The organism is Microcystis sp. M061S2, assembly GCF_020245605.1.
In the GTDB taxonomy this organism is placed as follows: domain Bacteria; phylum Cyanobacteriota; class Cyanobacteriia; order Cyanobacteriales; family Microcystaceae; genus Microcystis.
In genome coordinates this window covers 103,827-130,706 of record NZ_JADBUP010000018.1, presented here as the reverse complement: position 1 = coordinate 130,706, position 26,880 = coordinate 103,827, and the positions used below count along the sequence as shown (strand labels likewise).

Sequence of the window (26,880 nt, the reverse complement as noted above, 5' to 3'; positions counted from 1 at the left end):
GAAAATAAAACTCCGAACTTGCCACTTAATGCTATTCACTGATAACTGATAACTGATAACTGAAAAAGCTGACGACTAAAAAAAGAGATGACTATCGGGTTGAATATTAATTTCCATGGGGACGGCTTGGGGTTCAGCATTCATGGCAAAATAGATAGCATCGGCGGCAGTTTGAGCGGTTAACATTTTAGTGCGATCAACTTTTAAGCTCACCTGATCCCAAAAAGGAGTATCGACACCACCAAAATAGAATAAAGTCATTTTAATACCATAGCGTTTTAACTCATCGGCCAAACATTTACTAAAACCGACCACCCCGTACTTAGAAGCACAATAAGCGGCAGCCATAGCCATAGAATGCTTACCCAAAATTCCCACCACATTACAGATATGACCAGCTTTATTTTCCTTCATCACATTAGCGGCAGCCTGACAGGTATAAAAACTCCCCTTCAGATTGAGGTCGAGCATTTTATCTAAATCTTCCGGCGTGATTTTATTGTATTGTTTCATCACACCGGCTCCGGCCGCATTAACCAACACATCCAACCGGCCGTAATGGGAGACAATTTTTTCCATCAAAGTTTCTACCTGGGTTGGATTGGTGATATCCGTCGGCACAATTAAAGAGGGACAAGGCAACTCACTCGCTAAATTAGATAAATTATCGGCATTTCTGGCTACTAATACGAGTTTATGACCATTAACAGCTAGTTTACGCGCTAAAGTGGCACCGATCCCCCCCGTAGCACCGACAATCAGGACAACTTTTTCGCTCATAATTATTGATAATTCTTTACAAATCTTATTGTAAACTGTTCCGACTGGAAAATCATCGCTAGTCCCAACCCCTTGATTAAGGGTTAACCAACTTCTGATAGGATAAACCGTGACAATGTAAAGAAATTTTTATGACTGTACTGACCGAAGGAATTGCGCCCCACGGTGGGCAATTAATTAATCGTATTGCTACCGCTGCCGAAAAAGCAGAATTTCTGGCCTTAGCTGAAAAACTACCGCGAGTTTCCTTAGATGAACGAGCGCTCTCGGATTTAGTTATGATTGCTATTGGTGGTTTCAGTCCCCTCAAAGGCTTTATGGAACAGGACGACTACGAAAAAGTCGTCGATGATATGCGTCTAATCAATGGTTTACCCTGGGCAATTCCCGTGACTCTTTCCGTTAGGGAAGAAGTGGCGGATCCCCTCAAAGAAGGCAACTGGATTCGTTTAGATGACAGCGAAGGCAACTTTGTCGGAGTCCTAGAACTAACCCAAAAATACCGTTATAATAAGGCCCACGAAGCAGTTAACGTCTATCGTACCGACGACCAGAAACACCCCGGGGTAAAAGTCCTCTATGAACAGGGAGAAATTAACCTCGCAGGTCCAATATGGTTACTTCAGCGCGATCCTCATCCTCAGTTTCCCAAATATCAGATCGATCCTCTGCAATCGCGCAAGATGTTCCACGAAAAAGCTTGGAAAACGATTGTCGGTTTCCAAACCCGTAATCCCATCCACCGGGCCCACGAATACATTCAAAAATGCGCCCTAGAAGTGGTAGATGGTTTATTCTTGCATCCCCTTGTCGGCGCTACCAAAAGCGATGATGTGCCGGCCGATGTGCGGATGCGTTGCTATGAGATCATGATGGATAAATACTTCCCCCAAGATCGCGTTATTCTAGCTATCAACCCCTCAGCTATGCGTTACGCCGGTCCCCGGGAAGCAATTTTCCACGCTATTATCCGTAAAAACTACGGTTGTACCCATTTTATCGTCGGTCGTGACCATGCCGGAGTCGGGGACTACTACGGAACCTACGATGCTCAGTATATCTTTGATGAGTTCGAGCCTGGGGAATTGGGAATCGTGCCGATGAAGTTTGAACACGCTTTCTACTGTACCCGCACTTCGGGAATGGCAACCACCAAAACTAGCCCCAGTTTACCGGAAGAAAGAATCCACCTTTCGGGAACGAAAGTCCGGGAACTGCTGCGCAAAGGAGAATTACCACCTCCGGAATTCTCCCGTCCAGAAGTAGCTGCCGAATTAATCCGCGCCATGCAAGGATCATGAAGATAACTAGGCGAGAATTTATCCAGCAGACAGGTTGGGGGTTGCTGACTTTGGCGATTAGTCAAGGAACCCTTAACCGTCATTTGGCTGCTCTCGCCGCCCCCAATCCCCGAAAATTGGCTCTTTTAGTCGGTATTGACCAGTATGGGGCGAATATTCCGCCGCTGCCCGGCTGTCTTACCGATGTGGAGTTACAAAAAGACCTTCTCCGTTATCGTTTTGGCTTTCAGGATGCTGATATAGTGACTTTAACGGGACAACAAGCCAGTCGAGAAGCGATCAAAGCGGCTTTTTTAGAACACCTGATCGCCCAAGCCAGGTTGGGGGATGTGGTAATTTTTCACTTTAGCGGTTATGGCAGTGTTGGGGCCGGAAAAGAGGTTTTTATTGCTGCGGATGGGGCAGAAAATGCTTTACTTAAGGAAAATATCCTGCTGATGGCTCGCTGTCTAGCTACGGATAAGTTTAGCTTGATTTTTGATAGTAGTCATCTCCCCCAACCTCAGCCCTATCTCGGTAATCTTCGCGTTCGTTCCTATTCTAAAACCATTACTGATCTTAACCCCGCCGAATTAACTTTCGCTGCCGATATTAAAACCCGTTTTAACCTCAAAAATAAGCCTAGTAACGGCGTTATTCTCGCTGCCGCTAAACCAGAGCAAATCGCCCTGGAATTGAGCGGTAATAGCCCCAATGCCGGCTTATTCACCTATGATCTCACTCAGTATCTCTGGCAAGTTTCCCCCAGTCCGACAATTGCGATCGCTTTTCCCCATCTCCGTCATCTCGTCGCTAGTCACAGCAGTCAACAACAGCAACCAGCAATCCTGACCAATAATCAAAATAATTCTGTGTCGCTGTATCATACAACGCCAGAAAAGTCAAGGGGTGGGGCGGCAATTGTTACAAATCTTATTGATGAACGCACCCTAGAAGTCAATCTGGTCGGCCTGCCCTTAGAAATCCTAGAAAATTACGGGATTAACTCCTGTTTAAGCTTTATTGAGGCGACTGGGGAGGAAATCAGCCTACAAATTCTCTCCCGTCAGGGTTTAAAAGCCAAAGCCCAGTTATTATCAGCAACCGCCTCCCTAGAAACTGGACAGATTCTAGAGGAAAAATTGCGGGTTTTTCCGGGTCAAATCGGCTTAATCGTCGGTTTGGATAGTAACTTAACCCGGATTGAACGGGTAGATGCCACCAGTACCTTTGCCAGTTTGCCCGATGTGGCCGCCGTGGTTAACATTGGCGAACAAACGGTAGATTGTCTCTTAAGTCGAGTTGGTGGCGAAGAAACTGGCAATTATCAGTTATTATCTGCCAATGGCTCCCCAATTATCGGTAGTTTAGGGGCGGCCAACGAAGCGATTAAATCGGGGATCAAACGACTGCAATCGCAACTAGAAACCCTGCTGGCCCGCAAATTGTGGCACTTGTTGATCAATCAAGAATCCTCCGGTTTAGCCGTCATTGTCACCCTGGAAAGCCTCGATCAAACCTATATCTCGACGCTCCAAACCCAAAAAATACCGGGTAGCAGGGGGGCTAATATCGCTAAAAACGACTTAATTCTGCCCGTCGGGACGGAAATTCGCTATCAAATTGAGAATCAAGAAGAACAACCCCTCTACGCAATGATCCTTGTCCTCAACAGCGATCGCCAGCCGCTTTTATACTGTTTCCGTCCAGAAAACCCCGATAATTTCACCGATTCCAGCCCATTAGCCCCCTTTGTCGTGGCCGCCAAAACCAAGGCCACCATCCCCAATGACCGCCAAGGGCATTGGAAAATTAGTCAACCCAAGGGCATCAGAGAAAATCTACTGATCCTCAGTCGCCATCCTTTCCCGAACACCTTGACCCTTCTCAATGCCACTCAAAGCCTCAAGGGAGAAGCCACCCAACTGCTCACCCTGACTAACCCCCTAGAAATAGCCAGAGCTTTCTGGAGCGATCTAAAATTAGATTTAGGCTTAAAAATGGATAGTTCTGGCAGTGTAATTGATGAATACGCCTTTGATCTAGGAACTTGGTCAGGTTTCCGGTTTATTTATCAAGTTATCGACTAAATCGATAGAATAATTCTATGGAATCCTTGAAAAGAAAAGGTTAAAATCCTAACACAGCTACCCCTAAATTTTCCGATGAATCTTCTGCCCCGGACAACCCAAAGCCGCCTCAAAAAAATTCCCCAAATTCCCAGTGTTTGGGAAGGAGATCGTCGTGCTTTATCCTTATCCGAGAGAATGCCCCGGGCCACCTTAGAACCAAATCAAGAAAGCGGCGGCGAGTGCGTGATCTGGGTGGATGGTAGCGAGGGCTGTGTACGCTCTATGGAAGTAGTTTCCCCCGAAACCGGGCCGGAGGCCATGGTCAGAACCTTAATCCGCGCCATCGAAACACCGCAAAGTCCCGCCCGGCCAGCCAGACCGAAAAAAATTATCGTCCGCGATCGAGAAACACAGTTTTTTCTGCGCGGAGTACTGCAAGATCTCGATATCACCATCGATTATGTCCCCAGTTTGCCCCTGATCGATGATCTCTTTCGTGGATTCGACGAATTCCAAAATAACCGCCCCCCGGCAATTCCTCCCGCTTGGCAGTCCGCTTTAGTGAAAACCGCTCACGAAATTTGGAAAGCTGAACCCTGGTCCTGTTTAGCCGATTACGATATTTTGCAAATTAAGCTCGATCGCTCCGATTTCCCGAATCTTTACGCCTGTGTCATGGGAATGCTCGGTCGGGAATACGGAGTCATTCTCTATCGTTCCCTAGAATCCCTCAAACAATTCCGGCAGTCCGCTTTAGAAGAAAAATCGATGGAAAGATTAGAAAAGGCCTTTCTTTCCCAAGATTGCTGGTTTTTAAGCTACGAATTGGCCGATGATGATGAGGATGATGATGAGGATGACTACGATCTAGCCTCGGCCGCCCCCTCCCAAATCCATCCAGTTTTCGGCAGCGTGCATCCCTACGAAGGTATTCGCCCCTATTTAGATGAAGAAGAAGCAATCACGGTATATTTAGCTTTAATAGCTCTGTTGCGCTTTTTTAAAGGCAATCAATCCGCTTTATCCGAAGAACCGATCGGAGAATTACAGCGTCGTTTTCGCATTCCCATCGATCCCGAACAAGCAAAAGGGGAAACCGTGGCGGTGACAGTAGCCACGATGCCCGATCTATGTGCGGAATTTATGCAACTCTTAGAGGAGGAGGAGGACGACGACGACGATGATGAGGATGATGAGGAAGAATCCGTACTCAAGGAGAATCTAGTCCCTGATAATGCACATCTCAGTCTGGGAATGGTTCCCTGGCAATTATTAGATAAAATTCGCAGTCGTCCAAAAGTCCATTATCAACCCCAATCCGTACCCACAAAAGGAGAGGGTTTCCCCGTGGTTATGATCCAGACCTCCCGACCGAAAGCCAAGGAACTGATCGAAAAAATCGAACAAGCTGGCGGTTTGGCGGCCATTGGTTTTAACCCCGGCGAAGATCCCCTCGAAGATACCCGTTATGATCTGGGGATTCTGAAAATGGCTAATGGTGATCTCTATCTGTTTGGGGAATTTGAGGAAGACGATCCCGACCACCGTAACGCACGCCGCAATTGGCAAAAACGCATCAAAAATACCGAGGGTTATTGTGGTTTGATTATTGCCATGGGCGTAACCGGTTCCTCCTGCGGTAATCCCCAATTAAACGATATGTTAGCCCTCTACGAGGCAAAATCGATCGATAGTAAAGATTTAGACTTGGGGGTTTTGACTCTTATGCCTCACTTCGGTTAATTTGAACCGGCAGCGACGGAGCTTTTTTCAGTGAACAGTAATCAGTGAACTGAAAACTCTAATCTGATCACTGAAATCCCTAAAATTAAGCGACAATGTAAAGTAAAGTAAAACTTTCTGGACAAATTCTTAATTATGGTGTTATTCGGATTCGGAAAAAAAGTAACTTTGCCCACAGCAAGGGAAGCACTACCCGGGCGATCGGAAAAAATGCCCGTACCTAGCGGCCACTACGTTAACGGTCATCCTTTGCAGCCCCCCTTTCCCGCCGGTATGGAAACCGCAATGTTTGGTTTAGGCTGTTTTTGGGGAGCAGAGCGGAAATTTTGGCAATTAGAAGATGTTTACACCACGGCCGTAGGTTATGCGGCTGGTATCACCCCCAATCCCACCTATCAGGAAGTGTGTACCGGCATGACTGGGCATAATGAAGTGGTCTTAGTGGTCTATGATCCCAGTGTGATTTCCTACGAACAACTGTTAAAGGTTTTCTGGGAAAGTCATAATCCCACCCAAGGAATGCGTCAGGGTAATGATACGGGAACTCAGTATCGATCGGGTATCTATACTTATAGTCCCCAGCAAAAGCAATTAGCGGAAAAATCTCGATCGATCTATCAAGAAGCTCTCAATAAAGCGGGCCATGGTCAAATTACCACGGAAATTATCGACGCACCTGAATTTTATTATGCTGAAGTTTATCATCAGCAGTATTTAGCTAAAAACCCCGGCGGTTACTGCGGTTTAGGGGGAACGAAAGTGGAATGTCCGATCGCTCTTGATCTGAAGTTAAATTAAGTAGGGTTAGCCGTCAGTTATCAGTTATCAGTTATCAGTTATCAGTTATCAGTTATCAGTTATCATTCATAATTTATCATTCATAATTTATAGCGTTTCCTGTTCGCAAGAGGTACATTATCGATGTTGAAAAGCCTAATCAGCAAAGGTTTAACTGTCACACCCAGGTGTGAGAACCGCTATATCATTCAGATCATAAAATATCTTTTCTTTTTTGCAACCAAGAGGTAAGGAGAAAATAAATAAGAGAATGAAGAATTAATACTCCCCAATTCAATAACAAATTATTGATAGATAATTGATAAACTTGATTGGTATCCTCAAAGGGTAAAGGGAAATTAAAACTATTTTGTTCTTTTGCTTCTGCAATCATAGTTTCCACCTCTACTAATACCCCATAGGCAGCAATCGACCAGCGACTAATCATCAACCATGATAGATATTTTCCCAGACCTTCTAAGTTAAATAATACCCCAGCAAAGATAATCTGAGGAATTAAAATTAAAGGTAAGGCACTATTTGCTTGGGTGATATTATTAACGCCAGCAGAAATTAATAAACCGAGATTAATCGCCGCAAATATAGTTAAAAATGTGGTAACAAAACAGCCAGTTAACCAGGTCATTAATTCTGGTTGCGGGTCAGTAAATCCCCAAAATATCACGCAGGTAATTACAATTGTTTGCAGAAAAGCTAAGGCTGCTAAAACCAGAATTTTTGAGAATAAATAGGGTAATAATCCCAGATTAACTAATCTTTCTCGCCGATAAATTGGCGATTCTTTGACAATTTCCTGTAGGGAACAGGCAAAACCTACCCATAATTCCGCGCAGGTAAAAACAAAGAGAGTTTTTAAGGCTAAAGGTGCGGATTGGATAGCCTCATCAAAACTAGGATTATCTCCCAAAAATAAAGGATTTTTGCCACCTAAAACCATAGCCATTAATAAAATTCCGATCGGGGCGGTTAATAGGTATAAAATTAAACTAACCTGATCGCGGATAATTAATTGGCTATAGCGTTGACATAAGACCTGTAGTTGTGGCCAAAAAGATTGTTGAACCTGTTGTGGTTTACTATTATTTTGCTGAAATACTTTACCGATTCTTGCTTCAATATTATTTTTGTAGTAGTCGGATTGTTGGAAACGTTGGCATTCTTGCTCAACTTTTTCGCTAGTTTCCAGATGAATATAAATATCGGCAAAATCCCCCTGAGGTAAAGAGAAAAAATTTAAGGCCTCCCCCGGAGAACCAAAATAACATAAATTGCCTCCTTGACCGAGAAAAACTAATCGATCGCAGAGATTGATATTATTAGTAGCATGGGTGACTAGGAGAATTGTTCTGCCTTCTTTGGCCAATTTTGCCAGCAATTCCATCATCTTTTTATCTAAACCGGGGTCTAATCCCGAGGTGGGTTCATCTAAAAAGAATAATTTGGGATTGGCTAATAATTCTACCGCAATACTCACCCTTTTTAACTGACCACCGCTTAAGTCTCTGACTAAAGTATTTCTTCTTGCTAACAATTCCACCTGCTCTAGGGTTTTCTCGATCACTTCTTGGCAATTAAGATCGGGAGGTAGCCTTAATTTAGAAGCGTAATATAACACTTCTCCCACGGTTAAATCCCTGTGGACGATATCGTATTGGGGAACATAACCGATTTGGGTGCGATAGATATTAAAATTCTGGCGCAGCTCTTCCCCATTCAGATAAACTGTCCCCGAGGTGGTGGGTTCAATTCCCAATAAAGTCTTTAATAAAGTCGATTTTCCCGCACCGCTTCCCCCGACAATCGCCACTAATTGACTCGGTTCGATCGGTAAGGAGATATGATTGAGAATTATCAAAGGTTGTTTCTTTTTATCCCGCACCATCCTGACGATATTTTCGGCATCCAGACGGATATTATCCCCCGTATCTAATAAAACTAATTCATCTCCTTGCAACCGAAAACTATAGGGGCCGATTCTCACCGTACAACCGTTGGTTAAAATGGCACTACCCGATACTTTTTCTCCGTCGATAAAGACTCCATTGGTGCTTTTGTCGTAGAGAATATAACGATTTTGGTTATCGCTATCGATAATCGCGTGTTGTCGGGAAATTGTCGGAGCGTCTAAAACCACAGTGGCAGCATTATCTCGTCCTAAAACTACACTACGATTGCTTAGGGAAACTGATTTAAAAGCTAAAGATTGGCTTTTTACTGGTTGGTTAGGATGATAATAGGTGATCTTGACCCAATTTTTGACATCTTGACCGATATTAATCTCATCCCCATTTTGTAAAAGATAGCCCTCTTTGGGAGTAATGACGCGATTATTGATAAAAAGTTTATTGGAACTAGGATTAGTCCCGTCTCCATCGTAGATATAGTAATCATCTCCCTGACGACGAAAACAAGCTTGGACTCGACTCACCACCGTCCAGTGTTGGGGAACAACTAAATCCACCTGTTGACCATCCCGACCCAATTTATAATTAGGACGACTCAGATTAATAGAAGGGAGAATTTCTCCCTGATTGTTAAGAATAATGTAGGGTTCTTGACTAATAACCGTTTTAATGTTAGGAGAATTGGTCATAAAAACTCGATCGGTAGATGGCGTTCGCGGGGGACGGTAAGAAGCTAAGATAGAATTAAGGTCTCGATCGCTACTGTTAACCTCAGAGTCTGGAACGAACTCTAGAGATCATCTTAGTAAAACTTCTTAGGATTGATCGAGCTTGTCTAAATTCCTATTCCTAAGACCTATCCACAGGTTATCGTGCTGTTAGACGATGGTTACAACTCCTATTTCTCCTACCGCCAAGGTTTCTAAAGTCGAAGGTATCAAAGAACGCAGTAATTATCTACGAGAACCTTTGGCCAGTGAACTCCTCGAAGATACAACCCATTTTACCGATGCGGCGGTGCAGATCCTCAAGTTTCACGGTTCCTATCAACAGGATAATCGCGACAATAGAGCCAAAGGTCAAGAAAAAGACTATCAAATGATGTTGCGTACCCGCAGTCCGGGGGGTTTTATTCCCGCGCAACTATATCTTACCCTCGATAGTTTGTCCGATCGCTACGGTAACGGCACTTTACGCGTGACAACCCGCCAAGGCTTCCAATTACACGGCATTTTAAAGAAAAATCTCAAAGCTACCCTCGGGGAAATTATCCGCAGTATGGGATCCACTTTAGCGGCCTGTGGTGATGTTAACCGCAATGTCACCGCACCGCCAGCCCCCTACAAAAATCGCCCCGAATACGGCTATGCTTGGGAATATGCCAATAATATCGCCGATTTGCTCACTCCCCAAACTGGAGCTTACTACGAAATTTGGCTCGATGGCGAAAAAGTGATCAGTGCAGAAGAAGCGCCAGAAGTCAAAGCATCGAGACAAAAAGATACAAATGGCATTAACAAAAACGATCCGATCGAACCGATCTACGGTCAACATTATATGCCCCGTAAGTTCAAGATGGGTGTCACCGTGCCGGGAGACAACTCCATCGATATCTACACCAATGACATCGGTTTAGTGGTGATTACCGACGCAAACGGTCAATTACAGGGTTTTAACATCCTTGCGGGGGGTGGACTGGGAAGAACCCACAATAAGGAAGAAACTTTCCCCAGAATGGCCGATCCGATCGGTTATGTAGACAAAGAAGATGTGTACGATCTGGTAAAAGCGATCGTGGCAACTCAAAGAGATTACGGAGATCGCGGCGATCGTCGTCATGCGAGAATGAAATATATCCTCGAAGAATGGGGAGTAGAGAAATTCCGCAGCACTGTTGAGGGTTATTTCGGCCAAAAAATTGCCCCCTACCAACCCCTCCCCGATTGGGAATATCAAGACTTTTTGGGATGGAATGAACAGGGAGACGGAAAATTATTTTTTGGTCTTTCTGTGGAGAATGGCCGGGTTAAAAATGAAGGCAGTTTTCAGCTAAAAACCGCTTTAAAAGTGATTATCGAGCGTTTTCAGTTACCCATGCGCTTGACGGCTAACCATAATATCATTCTCTACGAAATTGAACCCAAGGATCAGCAAGCGATCGAGGCGATCCTGAAAGAACACGGAATTATCACTAATCCCGCCGAAATTGACCCTTTAACTCGTTATGCCATGGCCTGTCCCGCTTGGCCCACCTGTGGATTAGCGATTACTGAGTCAGAAAGAATTTTACCCAGCGTGATTGAACGCATTCGCACCCTGCTTAATCGCTTAGGATTAAGCAAAGAGCAATTTGTCATCCGCATGACAGGATGTCCCAATGGCTGCGCGCGTCCCTATATGGCAGAATTAGGATTTGTGGGTAGCGCTCCCAATTCCTACCAACTCTGGTTAGGGGGAACAGCCGATCAAACTCGACTAGCGCGCCCCTATTTGGATAAAATGGCGATCGATGATCTAGAAAAGGTCTTAGAACCGATTTTCGTTTACTTCCAACAGGATCAACAAAATAACGAAACCTTCGGAGAATTCTGTCATCGAGTCAATTTCCCTGCTTTACAAGCATTTTCAGCCACCTACACACCTAAAATGACCGAAACTACTACCACTGAATCAAAACCCAAACGCGTGCGTAAAAATCAAAACCGTGTCAGCGTCCCCGATGATATGTTTGTCCGTCTCAAGGAAGCTTCGGAAACGGAAAAACGGCCGATGAATCAAATCATCAATGAGGCGCTAGAGGCCTATTTCAGCCAAAAATCCTAATCAGTTATCAAGGTGGGACTTAACCCACCTTTTTTTAATTAGTATATTCATAGGGTCGGTCTGTCGAAAAAATCATCGTCCATCACATCATCACATCAATCACAATCAAAGCAATGAATGAACAACGCGCTCAAGCTTATGTGAATTTAATTGAACAGTTGCTTGCTCGTGCCGATGATGAGGAACTCAATAATATTCTGCAAGCAAATCAGGAATTGATTGACCCCCAATTTTTGCAGGTGATGGAAAACTATGCAACGGGGTTAATTGATATTTCAGAGTCTCCCTTGGGAAGTCGGGCTAATAATCTGGAAATCGCTATTACAGGCTATCACACCCTGTTAAAAGTATATACCCGTGATGCTTTTCCTTATGAATGGGCAGCAAGACAAAATAATCTGGGGAATGCTTATAATAAGCGTATCAGAGGGGAAAGGGCAGAAAATTTAGAGTTAGCTATTGTTGCTTATAATCTGTCTTTAGAAGTATATACCCGTGATGCTTTTCCTTATGAATGGGCAATGATACAAAATAATCTGGGTAATGCTTATAGTGATCGTATCAGAGGGGAAAGGGCAGAAAATTTAGAGTTAGCTATTGTTGCTTATAACCAGTCTTTAGAAGTCTATACCCGTGATGCTTTTCCTTATGAATGGGCAGGGGTACAAAATAATCTGGGTACTGCTTATAGTAATCGCATCAGAGGGGAAAGGGCAGATAATCTAGAGTTAGCTATAGCAGCATTAAACCAGTCTTTAGAAGTATATACCCGTCAAGCTTTTCCTGAAGATTGGGCAGTAATACAAAATAATCTGGGTACTGCTTATAGTCAACGCATCAGAGGAGAAAGGGCAGAAAATTTAGAGTTAGCTATTGTTGCTTATAACCAGTCTTTAGAAGTCTATACCCGTGATGCTTTTCCTTATGAATGGGCAAGGACACAAAATAATCTGGGTGCTGCTTATAGTCAACGCATCAGAGAGGAAAGGGCAGATAATCTAGAGTTAGCTATTGTTGCTTATAACCAGTCTTTAGAAGTGTTGACCCGTGATGCTTTTCCTCAAGATTGGGCAGTAACACAAAATAATCTGGGGTCTGCTTACATAAACAGAATCCAAGGAGACATAGTAGAGAATATAGAAACCGCAATTTTCTGTTATCAAGAAGCCTTAAAAATTCGTACTTTTGATGTCTTTCCTCTTGACTGGGCAACTACTCAAAATAATTTAGGCAATGCTTACAGTGAACGAATTAGAGGCAATAAAGCCGAGAATATCGAAAATGCAATTGTCTGTTATCAAGAAGCCTTACAAATTTATACCCGTCAAGCCTTTCCAAGAGATTGGGCAGAGACACAATATAATTTAGCCAATACTCTCAGAGAACGATTTAAACTTCTTGGTAAAGTGACAGACATTCAACAAGCAATTAACTCTTATAAACAAGCTGGAGAAATTATTGAAAAAACCGAAGACAAAACCTTATATTTTAACTATTCCTATCAATTAGGAAAAGCTTTATTTGAGGGCGGATATTATACAGAAGCTATTGAACACTTAGAAAATTGTCAGCAACTTTATCAAAAACAAAAGGATATTAGTAGTTTGGCTCCAATTTTATTGGAACTTGCCCGTCTCTATCATCGCACTGGTAGGCTCGAACAGGCAAGACTTTATTTTAAAGATTCTTTACGTCTATTCCGTCGTTTGGGTGATCAAGATAATGTGGCTTCTGTGACAACTGCACTGGGCAATCTAGAAATACAAATTGGCAAGATTTCCCAAGCTTGTAGTCATTTAAAAGAGGCACAAACATATTATCAAGAAAACAATGATAAGGAACGACTAGAGGAAATTAATTATCTACTAAAAATTCTACAATCTGCGTAAAAAATGTCAAGACTCAGCCGTTATCAATCAACTCTCAAAAAATGGGGACTTATAGAAAATCCTTTTCGACCAACTCCCCCCGATGATCGCAAAAAATTAGCAAAGATTTTTTATGGACGAGATCAAGTTTTAGATATAGTTATTCCGACCCTCTATGAAGGACGTAATATCTTAGTTAGGGGGGCTTGGGGTATTGGTAAAACTGCTTTGATTTTTAATTTAATTAACCAGTTACAACAGGAAGTTAACCAATTAAATGAAAAAATGTTATTGCTTTATATTAGCAGTATCCCTGGGGAAAATTCCACGGAATTTTATCGTGCTTTATTATTAGCTGTAGCCGATAGTTTAGCGGATAGTGATCAAGAATCAAGAGACATTGCTAATACGCTTTTAGGGTATTCTATTCAACGCAATAAAACCACTACTGAAGGACAAGTTAAATTAGGCTTTTTATCCTTTGGCAAAAAGGAAGAATCCCCTGCTAATCAACTGACTCCCACTGCCAATGCTGATCCCTATCCTTTACTCATTCGTTTATTAAATAGAGCCGAAGAAATTTATTCTCGTATTGTTATTGCTATTGATGATTTTGACAAAAAAGACCCCATTGTTGTCCAGACAATTTTAGAAAGTAGTTTAGATTTATTTCGGATGGGAAAACATCGGGGATTTATCATGACAGGAAGAGGCTTTACCGAGTTTCAAGAAGCAACCTTAAAAGCCCTTGGTATCTTTTCTGAAGATATTCCCCTTGAACCCATGAGTCAAGATGATTTACGTCACATTGCTATTAATTATCTTAATAGTGCCAGAAACGAACAGCGAAATGATCCCTATCCTTTCACAGAGGAAGTCATCAATTTAATTACGGGTTACGCTCAAGGAATTCCTCGAGAACTGAATACTATCTGTGAAAAAGTATTACGGCAAGCTGCTTCAGAAGGATATGAAATTATTGATGAAACTGCTTTTTATTCAATTTGGCAAATCCTTCAAAAAGACTTTACTGATTATTTAAGTCCTCAGTTTCGTCATTTATTATACGTTGCTCATCAAGCCGGTGGCATTAGTGAGAATATTTCTGATCAAACTTTGGCTAAACTTGATGCTATAACCTTTGTTGCTCTCTTGCCCCAACTTAAATCGATGGAAGAACAAGGATTATTAATTCGTCAAGAAGATCAAAGCGGTTCTCGTTTTTTTCCTTCCCAATTATTTCAACCTAAGTTACTCCCTGAGTCTCAGTCTGAGTAAATAATAATTGAAGCCATTAGGGGAGTTATAAAAATCGATCGAGCAAAAAAGCAACTAGGTAATGATTGGGTAGTGGTGGTGAGCCATGGTGCTTATCTTGTATGAAGTGTGTAAAATATTTGTTAATAACAATAATTTGCTTAACGCACTATCTTTATCTAAAAAAATGGAGAATCCCGTTGGGGCTATTTGATACTTTATTGATTACTAAGATGACCAACAAAGCAAATCGTTAAACCTTCGTCCCCACTTCCCAACCCCTCACGGATTACTTTTTACTGATTACTGAAAAATCTCTTGTCTCTTAATCAAATTCTGCTTTTAGATCGCGACGCATTAATTCATAAACGGCAACTTGGGGAGAAATTTCCCCGCGCAAAAGACGATCAACTTGACAGGTAATCGGTACATATAAATTTTTTTCTTGGGCAATTCTCATCAAAACTTCTGTGGTATTTATTCCCTCGGCAGTTCCCTCTAATTTCGCCAAAACTTCCGGCAAAGATAAACCTAAAGCTAATTGATAACCCACTTGATAATTGCGAGATAAAGGACTATTACAGGTAGCTAATAAATCCCCTAAACCCGATAAACCGAAGAAAGTTTCTTGACAACCTCCTAGACAAGTTCCCACCCGAATTATTTCCGGTAAAGCGCGAGTTAATAGGGCAGATTTGGCATTAGTACCTAACTGTAAACCATCACAAACCCCAGAAGCGATCGCCATGACATTTTTAAGAGTGCCACCTAACTCTGTTCCCAAGGGATCGCTATTCAGATAAACCCGAAAAGATTCGCCAGATAATAATTTTTGTAACAATATTGCTGCTTTTTGCTGATAACTTGCTACCACCGTCGCAGCGGGTAAACCTTGATTAATTTCTTTAGCTAAATTGGGACCGGAAAGAACCACAAGGGGATTAGCGGGAAAAGCTTGATTCCACAGATGAAAAGGGGTACGAGTGGTGATTGGCTCTAATCCTTTAGTGGCGGTGACGATAATTGTGCGAGAATTTAATTGTAATTGCTGTAATTGTTCGATCGTGGGAACAACTCCTTTAATCGAAACTGCTGAAATAATTACCTCAGTATCTGCTATAATAGCCCCTAAATCTTCCCCACTATGACGCGACCAAACCCTAACAGCTAAGTGATTAAGTCTAGCCAAATTAGCCAGAGTTTGCCCCCAAATTCCCCCACCTATAACCGTAATTTTCTTGGCATTTTCTAACAACTTTTATTCCCCTCCTTATTAGTGATCCCTGATCAGTGACTGGTTAGAAAGCATTCGATTTTAAGGTTATGAGTGTTAAATGAAATTATTCACCGATTACCGATAAGTAGGTAGGTGTTAAAAGTTGTCAGACACCCCCCTTATCAAGGGGGGCAGGGGGGATCAGAGGCAAAATCTATCTTCAATTTAATTATAACTACTTACTTAACTGTTCACTGACAACTGAAAAAAATGACAACCTATCGCAATCCTGCCCCTACTGTTGATATTATCATCGAACTGATCGACTCGCCCCACCGTCCGATCGTACTAATTGAGAGAAAAAATCCGCCCTTTGGCTGGGCAATTCCGGGGGGATTCGTGGACTACGGCGAATCGGTGGAAACGGCGGCAATTCGGGAAGCTTACGAGGAAATCAGCTTGCAGGTGCAGTTAATCGAGCAATTTCACGTCTATTCCGATCCTAGCCGCGATGCACGTCAACACACCATTAGTATCGTTTTTATCGCCACGGCAAAAGGAAAACCGATCGCTGCCGATGATGCCAAAAAAGTCGGGATTTTTCATCTCTGGGAATTCCCCCAACCTTTATGCTTTGATCACGATCGCATCCTCAATGATTATCGTCGTTATCGGGACTATAAAATCCGTCCCACACATTAAACCCCAACTTAGCTATAAAAGCAATCCTTGCCAAAAACGTCCCCGAAAAAACTTAAAAAATTATACACTTCTGAGGGCGACAATCGGTTCCAATTTAGAGGCACGATAGGCGGGAAAAACGCCGAAAAAGAGACCAATACCCGTGGAAACGCTCAAAGACAGGGCGACGGCGCTGGCGGAAACAGTGGCAGCCAGGGGAGAGAAACTGGAGACGAGAACGATCGCTCCTGCACCGAAGAGAATACCAAACGCACCGCCGGCGATGGAAACGAGAGTTGATTCAATCAGAAATTGTAAGAGAATATCCTGTTCTCTGGCTCCGATCGCTTTTCTTAGTCCGATTTCCCCGGTTCTTTCCGAAACCGAAACCAGCATAATATTCATCACCCCGATACCACCGACAATTAGGGAAATACCGGCGATTAGAGCCAAAAGTAGGGTTAGACCCTTGGTAATCGTACCGAAGATTTCGATCATCTGTTTAGCAGTTTCGACGCGAAAATCATCCTCAGCGACGATTTTATGGCGTAAACGCAGGAGATTCTGGATTTGGAACTTAGCGGCGCGGATTTCCTCCCCCGATCGCGCGTTGAGACTAATCCAACTCAACTCGACACCGTAGGGGGAGGTTTTGCCCACCAGTTGCGAGTTCATGGTACTAAGGGGAATAATCAGCATTTCATCCTGATTATTGCCAAAAAAGGAGCCTTTCGCCTCTAAAATCCCGATCACCTCAAAACTGAGATTTTTGATCCGCAGCTGTTGACCGAGGGGATTTTGGGTGGGGAAAAGTTGCGCTGCCACTTCACGGCCGATTACCGTTACCCGTTTGTTGCGTGCTAGATCGATATTATTGATAAAACGACCTTTTTCTAGGGTAAAATTGCGGACAGAAGCGTATTCTGAGGTGCTTCCCGTCACTAGAGCCGTCATGTTGCGATTACGATAGGAAATCAGGAAACGAGCGTTTATTTCCGGGGCGACTTCGGCGACGGTGGGAACTTGTTCGGCGATCGCCTGAGCATCGGCTAAAACCAGGGTTTTCGGTAAATCAACGGTGGTATTGCGTGCTTGTCGCGACCCCGGCACCACAAAAATGGTATTGGGTCCCAAGTTAGCAAACTGGTCATTGGCTAAGGTTTGCGCCCCTTGGCCAATACCGATCATGGCCACCACCGAAGCGTTACCGATGATAATTCCTAGCATGGTCAGGCCGCTACGCACTTTATTGGCCTTTAGGGTGGAGACGGCCATTTTTAAACTTTCGATGATAAACATATAGGGAAATTATGAATTATGAATTAGCAAGTGGGAAGTGGGAATTATGAATTATGAATTATGAATTATGAATTGGGACGTATTTTCAGTGAACAGTAATCAGTGAACTGAAAACTCACATCTGATAACAAAGGCCGAATCTAAAACCTAATTTGTTAAGCTAAAAGCTTTTGGGAGAATTGCCCGATTCTGTCTTTTGCCTCTTGCCTGTTGTCTCTTGCCTTCAGAAGCTGATTACTGATTACTGAAACTGCCATATCATAAAAAAGACAATTTGAAGATATTTGTTAAGAGAAATTATTGAGATTTTTTATTAGTTTTCGAGGTATCTTCGGACCCTTCGGGGAGATCGATAAAGACCTTTTCTCCAGCTTCCAAACCTGATAAAATTTGGGTTTTATCGTCTAGGACCAAACCGATCGAAACGGGTTTAAAACTGGGTTTATTTTCGGCATCGGGAACTAAAACCCCTGACTTGCCTTCCCGGGTGACAATGGCTACAGTCGGCACGACGAGGGCATTATCTAACTGCTGGCCGACAAAAGTTACATCCACATTCATTTTCGATTTGAGTTTGTCCCGTCCCGTCACCAAACCGATTCTGACCTCAAAAGAAGTAACATTATTCTCGATAATTGCTTCGGGAGCCACGAGAATAACTCGACCTTCAAAGACTTCTTCAGGAAAAGCATCGGCGACAATTCGCACGGGTTGGCCGCGCTGCAATAAACCCACATCTACTTCCGGCACTTTAGCAATTACTTCCAATCCCGATGCTAGGGCGATAATCGAGGTGGAAGTGGCGGAAGCGGTACTAGAGGCCGAAGTGGTGGGAGTGACAAAAGAACCCTCGGTGGCGTATTTTTGGGTGACGATGCCATCAAAGGGAGCAGTAATGACCGTATCGCGGTATTGAATCTTGATTTGCTCTAAATCGGCCCTGGCGGCCGCTACAGATGATTCTAGTCGAGCCAGCTCGGTTTCTTGGGTTTTTTGGCGTTGTTCGAGGGCAAATTTCGCTTCTGCGATCGCTGCTGCCGCTCCTATCATTTCCTGCTCAATTCCGGCCACTTCTGGGGAAGCGGTTTTATCCGCTTGTTCCAAACGGCGGATCGATTCGTCTAAATTGGCTTTAGCGTTGAGATATTCATTGAGGACGGCATCAAATTGGTCTTGAGCGATCGCCCCTTCCAGGACTAAATTTTCATTGCGTTTAACCCGATTTTCTGCTAGTCGAAAACGGGATTGGGCTGCTTGTACCTGAGCTTGCAGCTGGTCTAAATCTTTAGGAATTCTTTCTTTGGCCTGAGCTAAACGGGCTTCTAATTGCTTATAACTGGCCTGTGCCTGATAAAATCGGGCTTGTAATTGCCGGATATCTTCGGGAATGCTGCGTTTAGCCTGTTCCAGACTGGCTAGAGCTTCCCGCAGATGCGCTTCTGACTGCATCCCCTGGGCATACACCTCTAAATTATCCATGACGGCGAGGGTTTGTCCCTTTTTAACAATCATGCCCTGATCCACCAATAATCGCACTAATCGGCCGGGGTTTTTCGGGCTAATGTTAACACTTTGGATCGGTTCCACCCTACCACTAGCTTTAATTTCCACAGCGAGGGTTTCCCGTTGAGCAGGAACGGTCATTTTCGCCAATTCTAGGGCAGGAGGAGGAGTTTGCAGCAAGCGATAAGAAACCACTCCCACCGCCAGAAAACCACTAGCCATGAGTCCGAATATCCAAAATAGGGGGCGATTTGATTTTCCCAACACGGTTATTGCCATCGATCAGCCAAAAGTAATTGGTTATATACTAACGTCTCTAGAGTTGCCTTTGTTGTTTCTTTAGCCAACAACTCCCAAGCGAGATAGACTGATTAAAAAAGGCCTATCGCGGGGGTAAACTGTGCCAAAACTTCAATTAATCATTTCTTTGCTCATTTTTTTCGTCGCTGGCAGCCCGCCGGCTTTTTCCCAAGCGCTACTCCCCTACGCCATCGAACCGGAGTTAGAACAGATGGAACAAGCGGGAATTGAAATGGCCGAAGATGCCATCCAATTAGCTCGTTTTCGTCGTACCGATGCGGCCCTCGGACGGGCTAAGTTAGCGGTGCAGTTAGCCCCCCATCTCTATCAAACTTGGTTTATTCTCGGTAGTTTATATCTGCAAGACGATCAGGTGCAACCCGGCATTGAGGCATTAAATCAATCTTTGTCCCTTGCTCCCGCCGAGGCCCAAGCTAATATTAAATTTTCCCTCGGTAGTGCCTATTTTCAGAATCAGGATTACCAGTCTGCTATTGCCCAGATTGAAGCGGGTTTGCAAATTAAACCCGATATCTCCCCCGCTCTTTTTGATCTCGGTAATTCCTATCTCAAGTTAGCACAATATCCTGCGGCGATTGCAGCTTACGAAAAAGCTGTTAGTCAAGATAAAAATTTTTGGCCCGCTATTAATAATATTGGTTTAGTTAAATACGAACAGGGTGACAAGGAAGCGGCCCTTAAAGATTGGCGGGCCGCTTTGAAAATCGATCCTAAACAGCTGGAACCTCAGTTAGCTATTGCAGTGGCTGTTTATAGTCAAGGTAAAACCGAGGAGGGCATCAAATTAGCTCAGGCCGCTCTCACTAGCGATAGTCGTTATGTCAGTCTGGAATTTTTAGAGGAAAATCTCTGGGGTCAACGTCTTCTGCAAGACACGGAGAAAATGTTTAATCATCCTAAAATGAAAGATTTTATCGCTCGTTTACCACAACCAACCCCAGAAGCGGACGAAGAAAATTAAGCTGATAGCAGCAAGCATCAAGATAACCCCTTAGTTAATTTGCTAGGAATTCTTGAGGCTTGCTCTAACTAATTAGGGCTGGCTGAATATCGGTAGCAGCTTTGCTAAAAAATGGTTTTGGGACTTTATTAGCAAAACAACAAATTTTTTGCCGCAAACCCCACATACAGTACAATTATTACAGTTAAGGGTTTGAAAGGCCTAGGATGATGGCAAAGCAATCAAGGGCAATTGCGGTGACAGAACATGATAATAAATGTCCCGAATGTCTGCATATCTAAGACTCTGTCTTACATTTCTCTACTTTCTTTGCTGACTACTTTGCCAGACATTACAGACAATTTTCCTGATATAGATGAAGGGTTGCTTCCCCTTGATGACATCACATTTTAGAATGACATAGCTCTGAAATTTTATTGTTATAAATAGATTCGTTCAAAAGGTTCTTTTCGATAACGGCGATAAATATCAAAGTCACTATCTAAGGTAATAATTGCAGAAATATTAAGTCTTTCAGAAATAGTAATTAAAGATAGATCTGCAAAATCTCCTGGTAGGTCAGCGTATTGTTCATTGAGTTGTATAATTCTGGCAAAATCTTGTGGTAAAAGGGGAATACATTGATAAAGCTGGTGGGATAAATCACTTAAAAATTCATTTTGTGTTCGATAATCATGGCTTAAAAGATACATTACTTCTGTTATACAAGCAACAGTTGTAATCAAGTCGCTGGAACATTGTTCAAAAAAGTTGACGACAGCCCGATGATAATTATCTTGGGAACTGTAATAGGCGAATAGAATGCTACTATCTGTAATAATTTTGGGGGGATAATTTGTCATGAATGATCTTGCTGATGATGGTTTTGTATATATTCTGCCACTACTTTTTTGCGGTTTTCTCGCAATGACAAATCAGGTGGGGCATTTTCTAAAAGATGCTGAGGATGACCTCCCCGGCGTTGTAATAAAGTTTTACGCGGTTTTAAGCTTTGCCAATGTTCGTAAATGAGTTTTTTCAGAAGTTCTTCTGAGCTAATATTCTCTTCGGAAATGATGTCTGCTAGATAGTTCTCGGTTTCTCGATCTAGATTAATCGATAACATTGTTACCTCATGGGATAAATCAATATCTTTGATTATAGCTTAAAATCCATGATCGCACTACAGATAATCGCACTCACTCCCCCATCCCCAATTGAGTTTGCTAGAGAAAAATTCGGGGTACGGGCGAAGCATTCGGATAGGAAATCGAGGGTTTCAGTAATAGGTTATTGTCCGAATGCTTCGCCCCTACTTAATCATCTAACAATCCGTCTTAACGCACCACACCTATCATTAATTTAACTTTAATATCTAATCTTTAATCCCTAATCACCGTCACTTTTTTTTGTGTTGTTATCCATTTTTGACTAGGATAATTAGCCGGTTTTAAATTACGAATAGAGCTACCATTTTCATTAATAGTAGTTAGTAATACTTCCAAGGGGTTTTTAGCTTCTTCTAAATTTCTCAATTGCTTAGAAAAATGTGGCTGATCTAAACAAGGTAATTCTAACCAACGAAAATTAGTCGGATCAATAGTCGCAAAAGCTTTAATAATATCTACACCTTGCTTAAATCCTTCAGGAAGACTGGTTTGAAGTGTAATAATATCTTCTTGTCCTGGTTCAAATTCTTCAAATGAGCTAACTTCATCAGATGGATATATTTGAGAAATACTCCAATCTGGCTGTAAGACTAATAGAGTAACATTGAGACGTTTCGATGAATTATTTTTAATCCTCACAATAAACTGTTCATTAACCTTTATGTTTAACATATCACAAGGATTATGTAAGTCAGGACGGATTCCTGCTTGAAAATCGGGAGGAATTTCAAATAAATCGACTTGTAAAGCTTTTTTTAAAGGATTGAGTGAATCATAATTATTCAGTTCGTAAATTCCTTGATATTTTGCTAAGTGAATGAGACGATTAATGAGGGTAGTCGTAGCATTATGATCATTAAACTTTAGAACAGGTCTTAGATTAATTTTTTCTGTTCCTGAGTCCCAGATTTCATATTCTCCTGATTGATTGATAACTATTTGATAATGAGCATTTTCATTCTGTAAAACTAAATCTAACCAATTTGTTTCAGCTATTTTTTGATTAATCGTTTCTAAAAATGGTTTGAAATTGATACTTGAAAAATGGTAAGATTCTAAAAAAAGTAAGCGAACTTTTCGGACTAGGCTAATAGAGTTAGGATTGAGAAGAACCGCTTGATCTCCCTGAGTGATTTGTCTTAGCTGTTGTGGTTGCTCAGATAGAGGCTTAATTATAGCCCAAGAGGATGTTGCTCCCAAACTGGTAATATCAGCGATCGCCAATCGTTTTTCAATGTTAGTAAAATCTGTTCCTGACGGATAAACAGCTAACTGAGAACCCTGAACTAACCCATGTACTTGTCCCCCATTAATTTTAATTTGTTGTTGTTCCTCCTTCACCTCCATTATGGTAACAGCTTGATGTATAGGTCGTTTTTCATATCCAAATACTAAGCGGGTTCCCTCGCCAAATAACATCGGTGTTTGTTTGGAAAACTGGCTGTTAATTTTTGCTAAAAGATAGTCATAAAGAACTTTGTAGGTTAACTCTGGATTGGGATGATCTAAAAACTTTAATAACCAATAAGTCAAGACTCCATTACGTTTATTTTCCTCAAAGGCATACTCATAAGCAGACTCAGAGGGACGACAAGCTGCAAGTAAAACATATCCCTTTGCATCAGGTAACATTCCACCATTGACGGCAAGGTTTCGGGTAGGTGTTGGGCTGAGTTTTTGCCAAGCGGTGATTAATTCTTCTCTAGACGCAACTAAACTCTCACTGGATCGAATGGTCGTATCAATTGCGTTAATTCCTCGAATTTCTGTTTGATTTCCTCTAGTAGCCCCTCCTGAATGACAGCAATCTAGGACAAGTGTAACAATAAGTTGGCGATTGACTAAATTTTCCAGTAGAAAAGCTAGTTCAATATCCCGAATGTATCGGGTGTTAGGATTGCCAATATTAGTAGGCACTAGAGCTTCATCAATACCATCTTTTCCTTTAACCTCTGGATAGAGGGTAGTGGCGCGTCCTCCATGTCCTGAGTAGTGAATATAGACGCTGTCCCCCTGTTGTGCCATGTTAGCAAGCTGCTGAAATTTGGCTACTATATTTTCATAAGTGGGTAACTGTTCTGGTGGTTCAATAGGGTTATTGAATGTGTCCTGAGAAGCAGTAAGCTTGAGTATATTGTCAGACGGTAGTTTAAGCTTGTGTTGAAGAAACGCTTCTACCTGATTAATATCTCGGACACATCCTTTTAAGTTCTGATATAAGCTTCCATCTGGGAGTTGATTGGGCAGATAGTGGTCAATTCCGATAAGTAGCCCATATAATTGTGGAGATTTTTGTCTTGAATCTGTCATAGTAAGGTTTGCAAGGCTCTCTTGGTCTTTGGCAATTATAAAATCAAATCTTGACAGAGGGACAGGCTGTTTAAGATATTTACGTCACAGGCTTTTTGGAGCATGGAGCATTCGATCAAAAAAGTTCGATAAGGGTCAGGTCCTACAAAAATCAAAAATCAGTCAAGCCCATGCTGTGTCATAATTTGGTTGAATTATAGCAAAATTATCCTTCTCTGGAAATTCGCATGATCGAAACGCTGAAAGTTTTAATTTTCGTGCTTATTGAGAAGGAAACTGTGAATTTGGCAAGTTCTGAGATTTTATAAGCCCCTCTGTGACTGTTTGAGGCATCTGAATCCTTACAGGTCGAGGTAGCTCCTTGACAATTTTGGAGAAGTTGAATATAATAGCATCCACATAATGGCTCTCTTGGGTTTTGTCTGTAAAATGTATCATTATAATACATTTTGATAGGAAGCCAGATTTTTCAGGTGGCTAAAAAGCCTTTTTTAATTCAACACTACTGACGGATTAAATCCGTTACATAAAAAAATGATTCCTAAGTTTTGGTCAAATATAGGTGGAATTATTGGGATAGCTGTATGTGGGCTGATCTCGATTTTTGCTCAAAGTTTTTCAATATCTCATGCCATTTTGTTGGTAGCTGGGATTTTAGTTTTTATTGTTCATTCTGTTGAACTCATCCCAAGATTTAGAGAGGTTGTTCTAACAAAAAAAATAAATAGCTTACTTAATTTATCATCAATTTTTAATTTAGGGTTGATTCCCTTTTCTCTTCTCTTATGTTACTATCAAATCATAGGCTGGTTATCTTGAAATTGGTATGATATTTATACTGGATTCCATGGGAATTATTCTATTCTGATAATGATGAGTGTCCCATTTGTTGTTTTACAGGTGCTTGTTTACTTATATATAGGTATGTTTGAAGCCAAAGGGGAGTTTCATTGGTCAAGAGGTGAATATCTGCAAGCCCTTAAAGTGACCAACAGTAACATTGAGCGGTGTAAGTGGGTTTATGGCCAAAAGCATTATAATAGATCGACATTTATTTTTAACTTAGCTACTGTTTATCAAGAAATTGGAGAACAAGATAGTATAGATGTAAGGAGATTAGAAGAAGCCTTGAATAATTATACTAAAAGTAGTTTAGGTTATCGTAAAGATATATTAAAATTCTTATTATATATAGAAAAAAGATTGGATTTAGCTAATTTTTATATTTTGAGAAATAATGAATTGTATGGAAAACAGTATTTAGAAGAAACACTTCATGTGGTTCAGAAAGCATCTAACAATAAATGGTTGTCTCTCTTTGTTAAATTCGCTGTTATTTCGAGCTTAATTGGTCATTATATAACCCTTAATAATATAGATGATTGTCTAAGATTGATCTTCAACAAAGAAACAATAAAAGTTGAAAATGAGATTGAAGAAACTTTAACGCACTCCAAAAATAATTTATTAAAAAATATTTTATGCAATCCTTTTATAATGAGTTTTAAGGAAATAATTATAGCTTTAACATTAATTCTTCCATGTATTTACCCTTATCTAGATGAGAATGAAACTATTAGCGAACTATATATGTTGATTGTTCTTATACCAACTTTCCTACTTGTTCATATTCTTAATTGTTACTGGGATATAGCATATTTTGAATATCGTTTGAAAGTTCAGTTATTTTCACAATTTTTGAGTTGGATACAATTCAAAAATAACTTGGCTTCTATCGGAGAAAATGCTTCATTAATTGAGAAACAATATCAAAAAATTTCTAGATTTATACAAAAAATATCTAAAACTAAATTATTGTTTTTAGAGGCAATTAAAACCGTTATTCTTGCTGAATTGTATGTAATGATAGCTGAGTTAAAATTGAATCAAATTTCACATATTAATTTGTCTTTTCATGTTGCAGATGGAATGATTTATCCATCAAAAAAAATAGCCAAATTTTATCAAGAAGCCATAAAAAACTATGATAAAGCTCTCAGTTTTTATGAAAAAATTAATCACTCAAATATTGCCGAATTAAACATCAATTTATTTGGTGAGCCGAGCAAGCTTTCTGACAGCAAAATGATTTTCAAAAAACAACAATCTATGTCAGAAAGATATCGTACAGGATACGCCGAATGTCTTATAAACAAAGCTCTAGCTTATGCAGAGTTACAGGGTCTTAATGAGGCAGAACCAATAATTACTGCAAACTTTTCTAAAGCAAAGGATGTGTTAGAAATATCAACTAAAACTAGCTCTATAGATAGTTATAATTTTCAGTCTCGATTATCTTTATATGCTCAAGCCTTAAATAAATTAGGTTGGCTCTACTATGGTTCAAAAAGGTATGAAGATGCAGAAATTAAATATCAAGCAGCAGAGGAAATCTGTAACAATTTAGTTTCAATATTCTCTTTCGATTCGTTTTTATCGCCTAAATTTTTGATTGTTTTAAATCAAACATGGCTAGAAATAACGAAAGGCAATGCAGATGTAGCTCTTAACAAGCTTAAAGAGAGTCAACAAAAGTTTGAGCAACTTGCTTGGCTAATGATTTCTATAAGTAATGAGAGAGTAAGGCTAGATTGTTATATTCCAGTTCTTAAAGGTTGTGTATATCTTAGATTTAGTATTATCAATCGTTTTTTGCTTGGAGATATCTCAGAGATTAAGACACTCTTTGAAATTATTTTACAGGCTAAAGGAATCAGTACAGAAGTTCTATTAACTCAGAAAGATAAACTTTTAGAAAAGAAATATTCAAGATTGTAGTCCCAACTTGAGCAACTTAGATTACTCCGCAAACAAATTGCTCATAAAGAAATTAATGGTCTTGCACCATTAGAAACTATAGCTAATTTTAAGAAGACTTTAGAGCTATCTTATCAAGAAAAAGAAAAATTAGAACAA

19 protein-coding genes are annotated in these 26,880 nt (G+C 41.2%); 11 read left to right on the top strand and 8 right to left on the bottom strand.

What is annotated here, in order from left to right:
• Positions 1-75: 75 nt before the first annotated feature.
• Complete coding sequence (locus IM475_RS03635; protein WP_002757862.1) at positions 76-780, bottom strand: SDR family oxidoreductase; 705 nt, start codon at positions 778-780, stop codon at positions 76-78.
• Positions 781-911: 131 nt separating this feature from the next.
• Here IM475_RS03635 and sat point away from each other — a divergent pair, with 131 nt between their 5' ends.
• From sat to msrA, 4 genes are all read left to right on the top strand, one after another.
• A complete protein-coding gene (gene sat / locus IM475_RS03630; protein WP_002803711.1) occupies positions 912-2,081 on the top strand; it encodes a sulfate adenylyltransferase in 1,170 nt (389 codons plus the stop codon).
• Positions 2,078-4,150, top strand: a complete 2,073-nt coding sequence (locus IM475_RS03625) for a caspase family protein (protein WP_287726717.1) — start codon at positions 2,078-2,080, stop codon at positions 4,148-4,150. Before sat ends, IM475_RS03625 begins: the two co-directional genes overlap by 4 nt.
• Positions 4,151-4,225: 75 nt before the next feature.
• Positions 4,226-5,875, top strand: coding sequence for a DUF6930 domain-containing protein (locus tag IM475_RS03620; protein WP_287657922.1), 1,650 nt, complete (start codon positions 4,226-4,228; stop codon positions 5,873-5,875).
• A 135-nt stretch (positions 5,876-6,010) separates the two neighbouring features.
• Entirely contained in the window at positions 6,011-6,673 is a 663-nt protein-coding gene (gene msrA / locus IM475_RS03615; protein ID WP_287726716.1) for a peptide-methionine (S)-S-oxide reductase MsrA, read from the top strand.
• Positions 6,674-6,866: 193 nt separating this feature from the next.
• Here the strand turns inward: msrA and IM475_RS03610 are convergent, their stop codons facing one another.
• A complete protein-coding gene (locus IM475_RS03610; protein WP_287726715.1) occupies positions 6,867-9,266 on the bottom strand; it encodes an ATP-binding cassette domain-containing protein in 2,400 nt (799 codons plus the stop codon).
• Positions 9,267-9,462: 196 nt separating this feature from the next.
• Here IM475_RS03610 and sir point away from each other — a divergent pair, with 196 nt between their 5' ends.
• The 3 genes from sir (at position 9,463) to IM475_RS03595 (ending at position 14,546) form a co-directional block, all read left to right on the top strand.
• A complete protein-coding gene (gene sir / locus IM475_RS03605; RefSeq protein WP_287726714.1) occupies positions 9,463-11,400 on the top strand; it encodes a sulfite reductase, ferredoxin dependent in 1,938 nt (645 codons plus the stop codon).
• A gap of 113 nt (positions 11,401-11,513) precedes the next feature.
• Entirely contained in the window at positions 11,514-13,289 is a 1,776-nt protein-coding gene (locus IM475_RS03600; protein ID WP_287726713.1) for a tetratricopeptide repeat protein, read from the top strand.
• Positions 13,290-13,292: 3 nt separating this feature from the next.
• Positions 13,293-14,546: an AAA family ATPase gene (locus tag IM475_RS03595; protein WP_287726712.1), complete on the top strand. Its 1,254-nt coding sequence runs from the start codon at positions 13,293-13,295 to the stop codon at positions 14,544-14,546.
• A gap of 304 nt (positions 14,547-14,850) precedes the next feature.
• On the opposite strand, the gene IM475_RS03590 is transcribed toward IM475_RS03595, so the two are convergent.
• Positions 14,851-15,780, bottom strand: a complete 930-nt coding sequence (locus tag IM475_RS03590) for an NAD(P)H-dependent glycerol-3-phosphate dehydrogenase (RefSeq protein ID WP_287657931.1) — start codon at positions 15,778-15,780, stop codon at positions 14,851-14,853.
• Positions 15,781-16,011: 231 nt separating this feature from the next.
• Here IM475_RS03590 and IM475_RS03585 point away from each other — a divergent pair, with 231 nt between their 5' ends.
• Positions 16,012-16,443, top strand: a complete 432-nt coding sequence (locus IM475_RS03585; protein WP_002753251.1) for an NUDIX domain-containing protein — start codon at positions 16,012-16,014, stop codon at positions 16,441-16,443.
• A 60-nt stretch (positions 16,444-16,503) separates the two neighbouring features.
• Here IM475_RS03585 and IM475_RS03580 read toward each other — a convergent pair whose 3' ends face one another.
• The gene (locus IM475_RS03580) at positions 16,504-17,721 is read right to left on the bottom strand and encodes an ABC transporter permease (protein WP_287657934.1); all 1,218 of its coding nucleotides are present in this window, start codon (positions 17,719-17,721) and stop codon (positions 16,504-16,506) included.
• 297 nt (positions 17,722-18,018) lie between these two features.
• A complete protein-coding gene (locus IM475_RS03575; RefSeq protein WP_287726711.1) occupies positions 18,019-19,503 on the bottom strand; it encodes an efflux RND transporter periplasmic adaptor subunit in 1,485 nt (494 codons plus the stop codon).
• Positions 19,504-19,624: 121 nt separating this feature from the next.
• Here IM475_RS03575 and IM475_RS03570 point away from each other — a divergent pair, with 121 nt between their 5' ends.
• The gene (locus IM475_RS03570) at positions 19,625-20,506 is read left to right on the top strand and encodes a tetratricopeptide repeat protein (RefSeq protein WP_287657936.1); all 882 of its coding nucleotides are present in this window, start codon (positions 19,625-19,627) and stop codon (positions 20,504-20,506) included.
• Between the two features lie 419 nt (positions 20,507-20,925).
• Here the strand turns inward: IM475_RS03570 and IM475_RS03565 are convergent, their stop codons facing one another.
• The 3 genes from IM475_RS03565 to IM475_RS03555 form a co-directional block, all read right to left on the bottom strand.
• Positions 20,926-21,348 carry a type II toxin-antitoxin system VapC family toxin gene (locus IM475_RS03565; protein ID WP_287726710.1) on the bottom strand — a complete coding sequence of 141 codons (423 nt, stop codon included), beginning with the start codon at positions 21,346-21,348 and terminating at the stop codon, positions 20,926-20,928.
• Positions 21,345-21,611, bottom strand: a complete 267-nt coding sequence (locus tag IM475_RS03560; protein WP_046661765.1) for a hypothetical protein — start codon at positions 21,609-21,611, stop codon at positions 21,345-21,347. The genes IM475_RS03565 and IM475_RS03560 overlap by 4 nt, the downstream gene beginning before the upstream one ends.
• Before the next feature lie 256 nt (positions 21,612-21,867).
• Positions 21,868-23,964 (bottom strand): caspase family protein, encoded by a 2,097-nt coding sequence (locus IM475_RS03555; RefSeq protein ID WP_287726709.1) that lies wholly within the window; start codon positions 23,962-23,964, stop codon positions 21,868-21,870.
• Positions 23,965-24,498: 534 nt separating this feature from the next.
• Here IM475_RS03555 and IM475_RS03550 point away from each other — a divergent pair.
• Both IM475_RS03550 and IM475_RS03545 read left to right on the top strand, forming a co-directional pair.
• Entirely contained in the window at positions 24,499-24,783 is a 285-nt protein-coding gene (locus IM475_RS03550) for a hypothetical protein (RefSeq protein ID WP_287726708.1), read from the top strand.
• 51 nt (positions 24,784-24,834) lie between these two features.
• The gene (locus IM475_RS03545) at positions 24,835-26,742 is read left to right on the top strand and encodes a tetratricopeptide repeat protein (protein ID WP_287726707.1); all 1,908 of its coding nucleotides are present in this window, start codon (positions 24,835-24,837) and stop codon (positions 26,740-26,742) included.
• Positions 26,743-26,880: the final 138 nt, after the last annotated feature.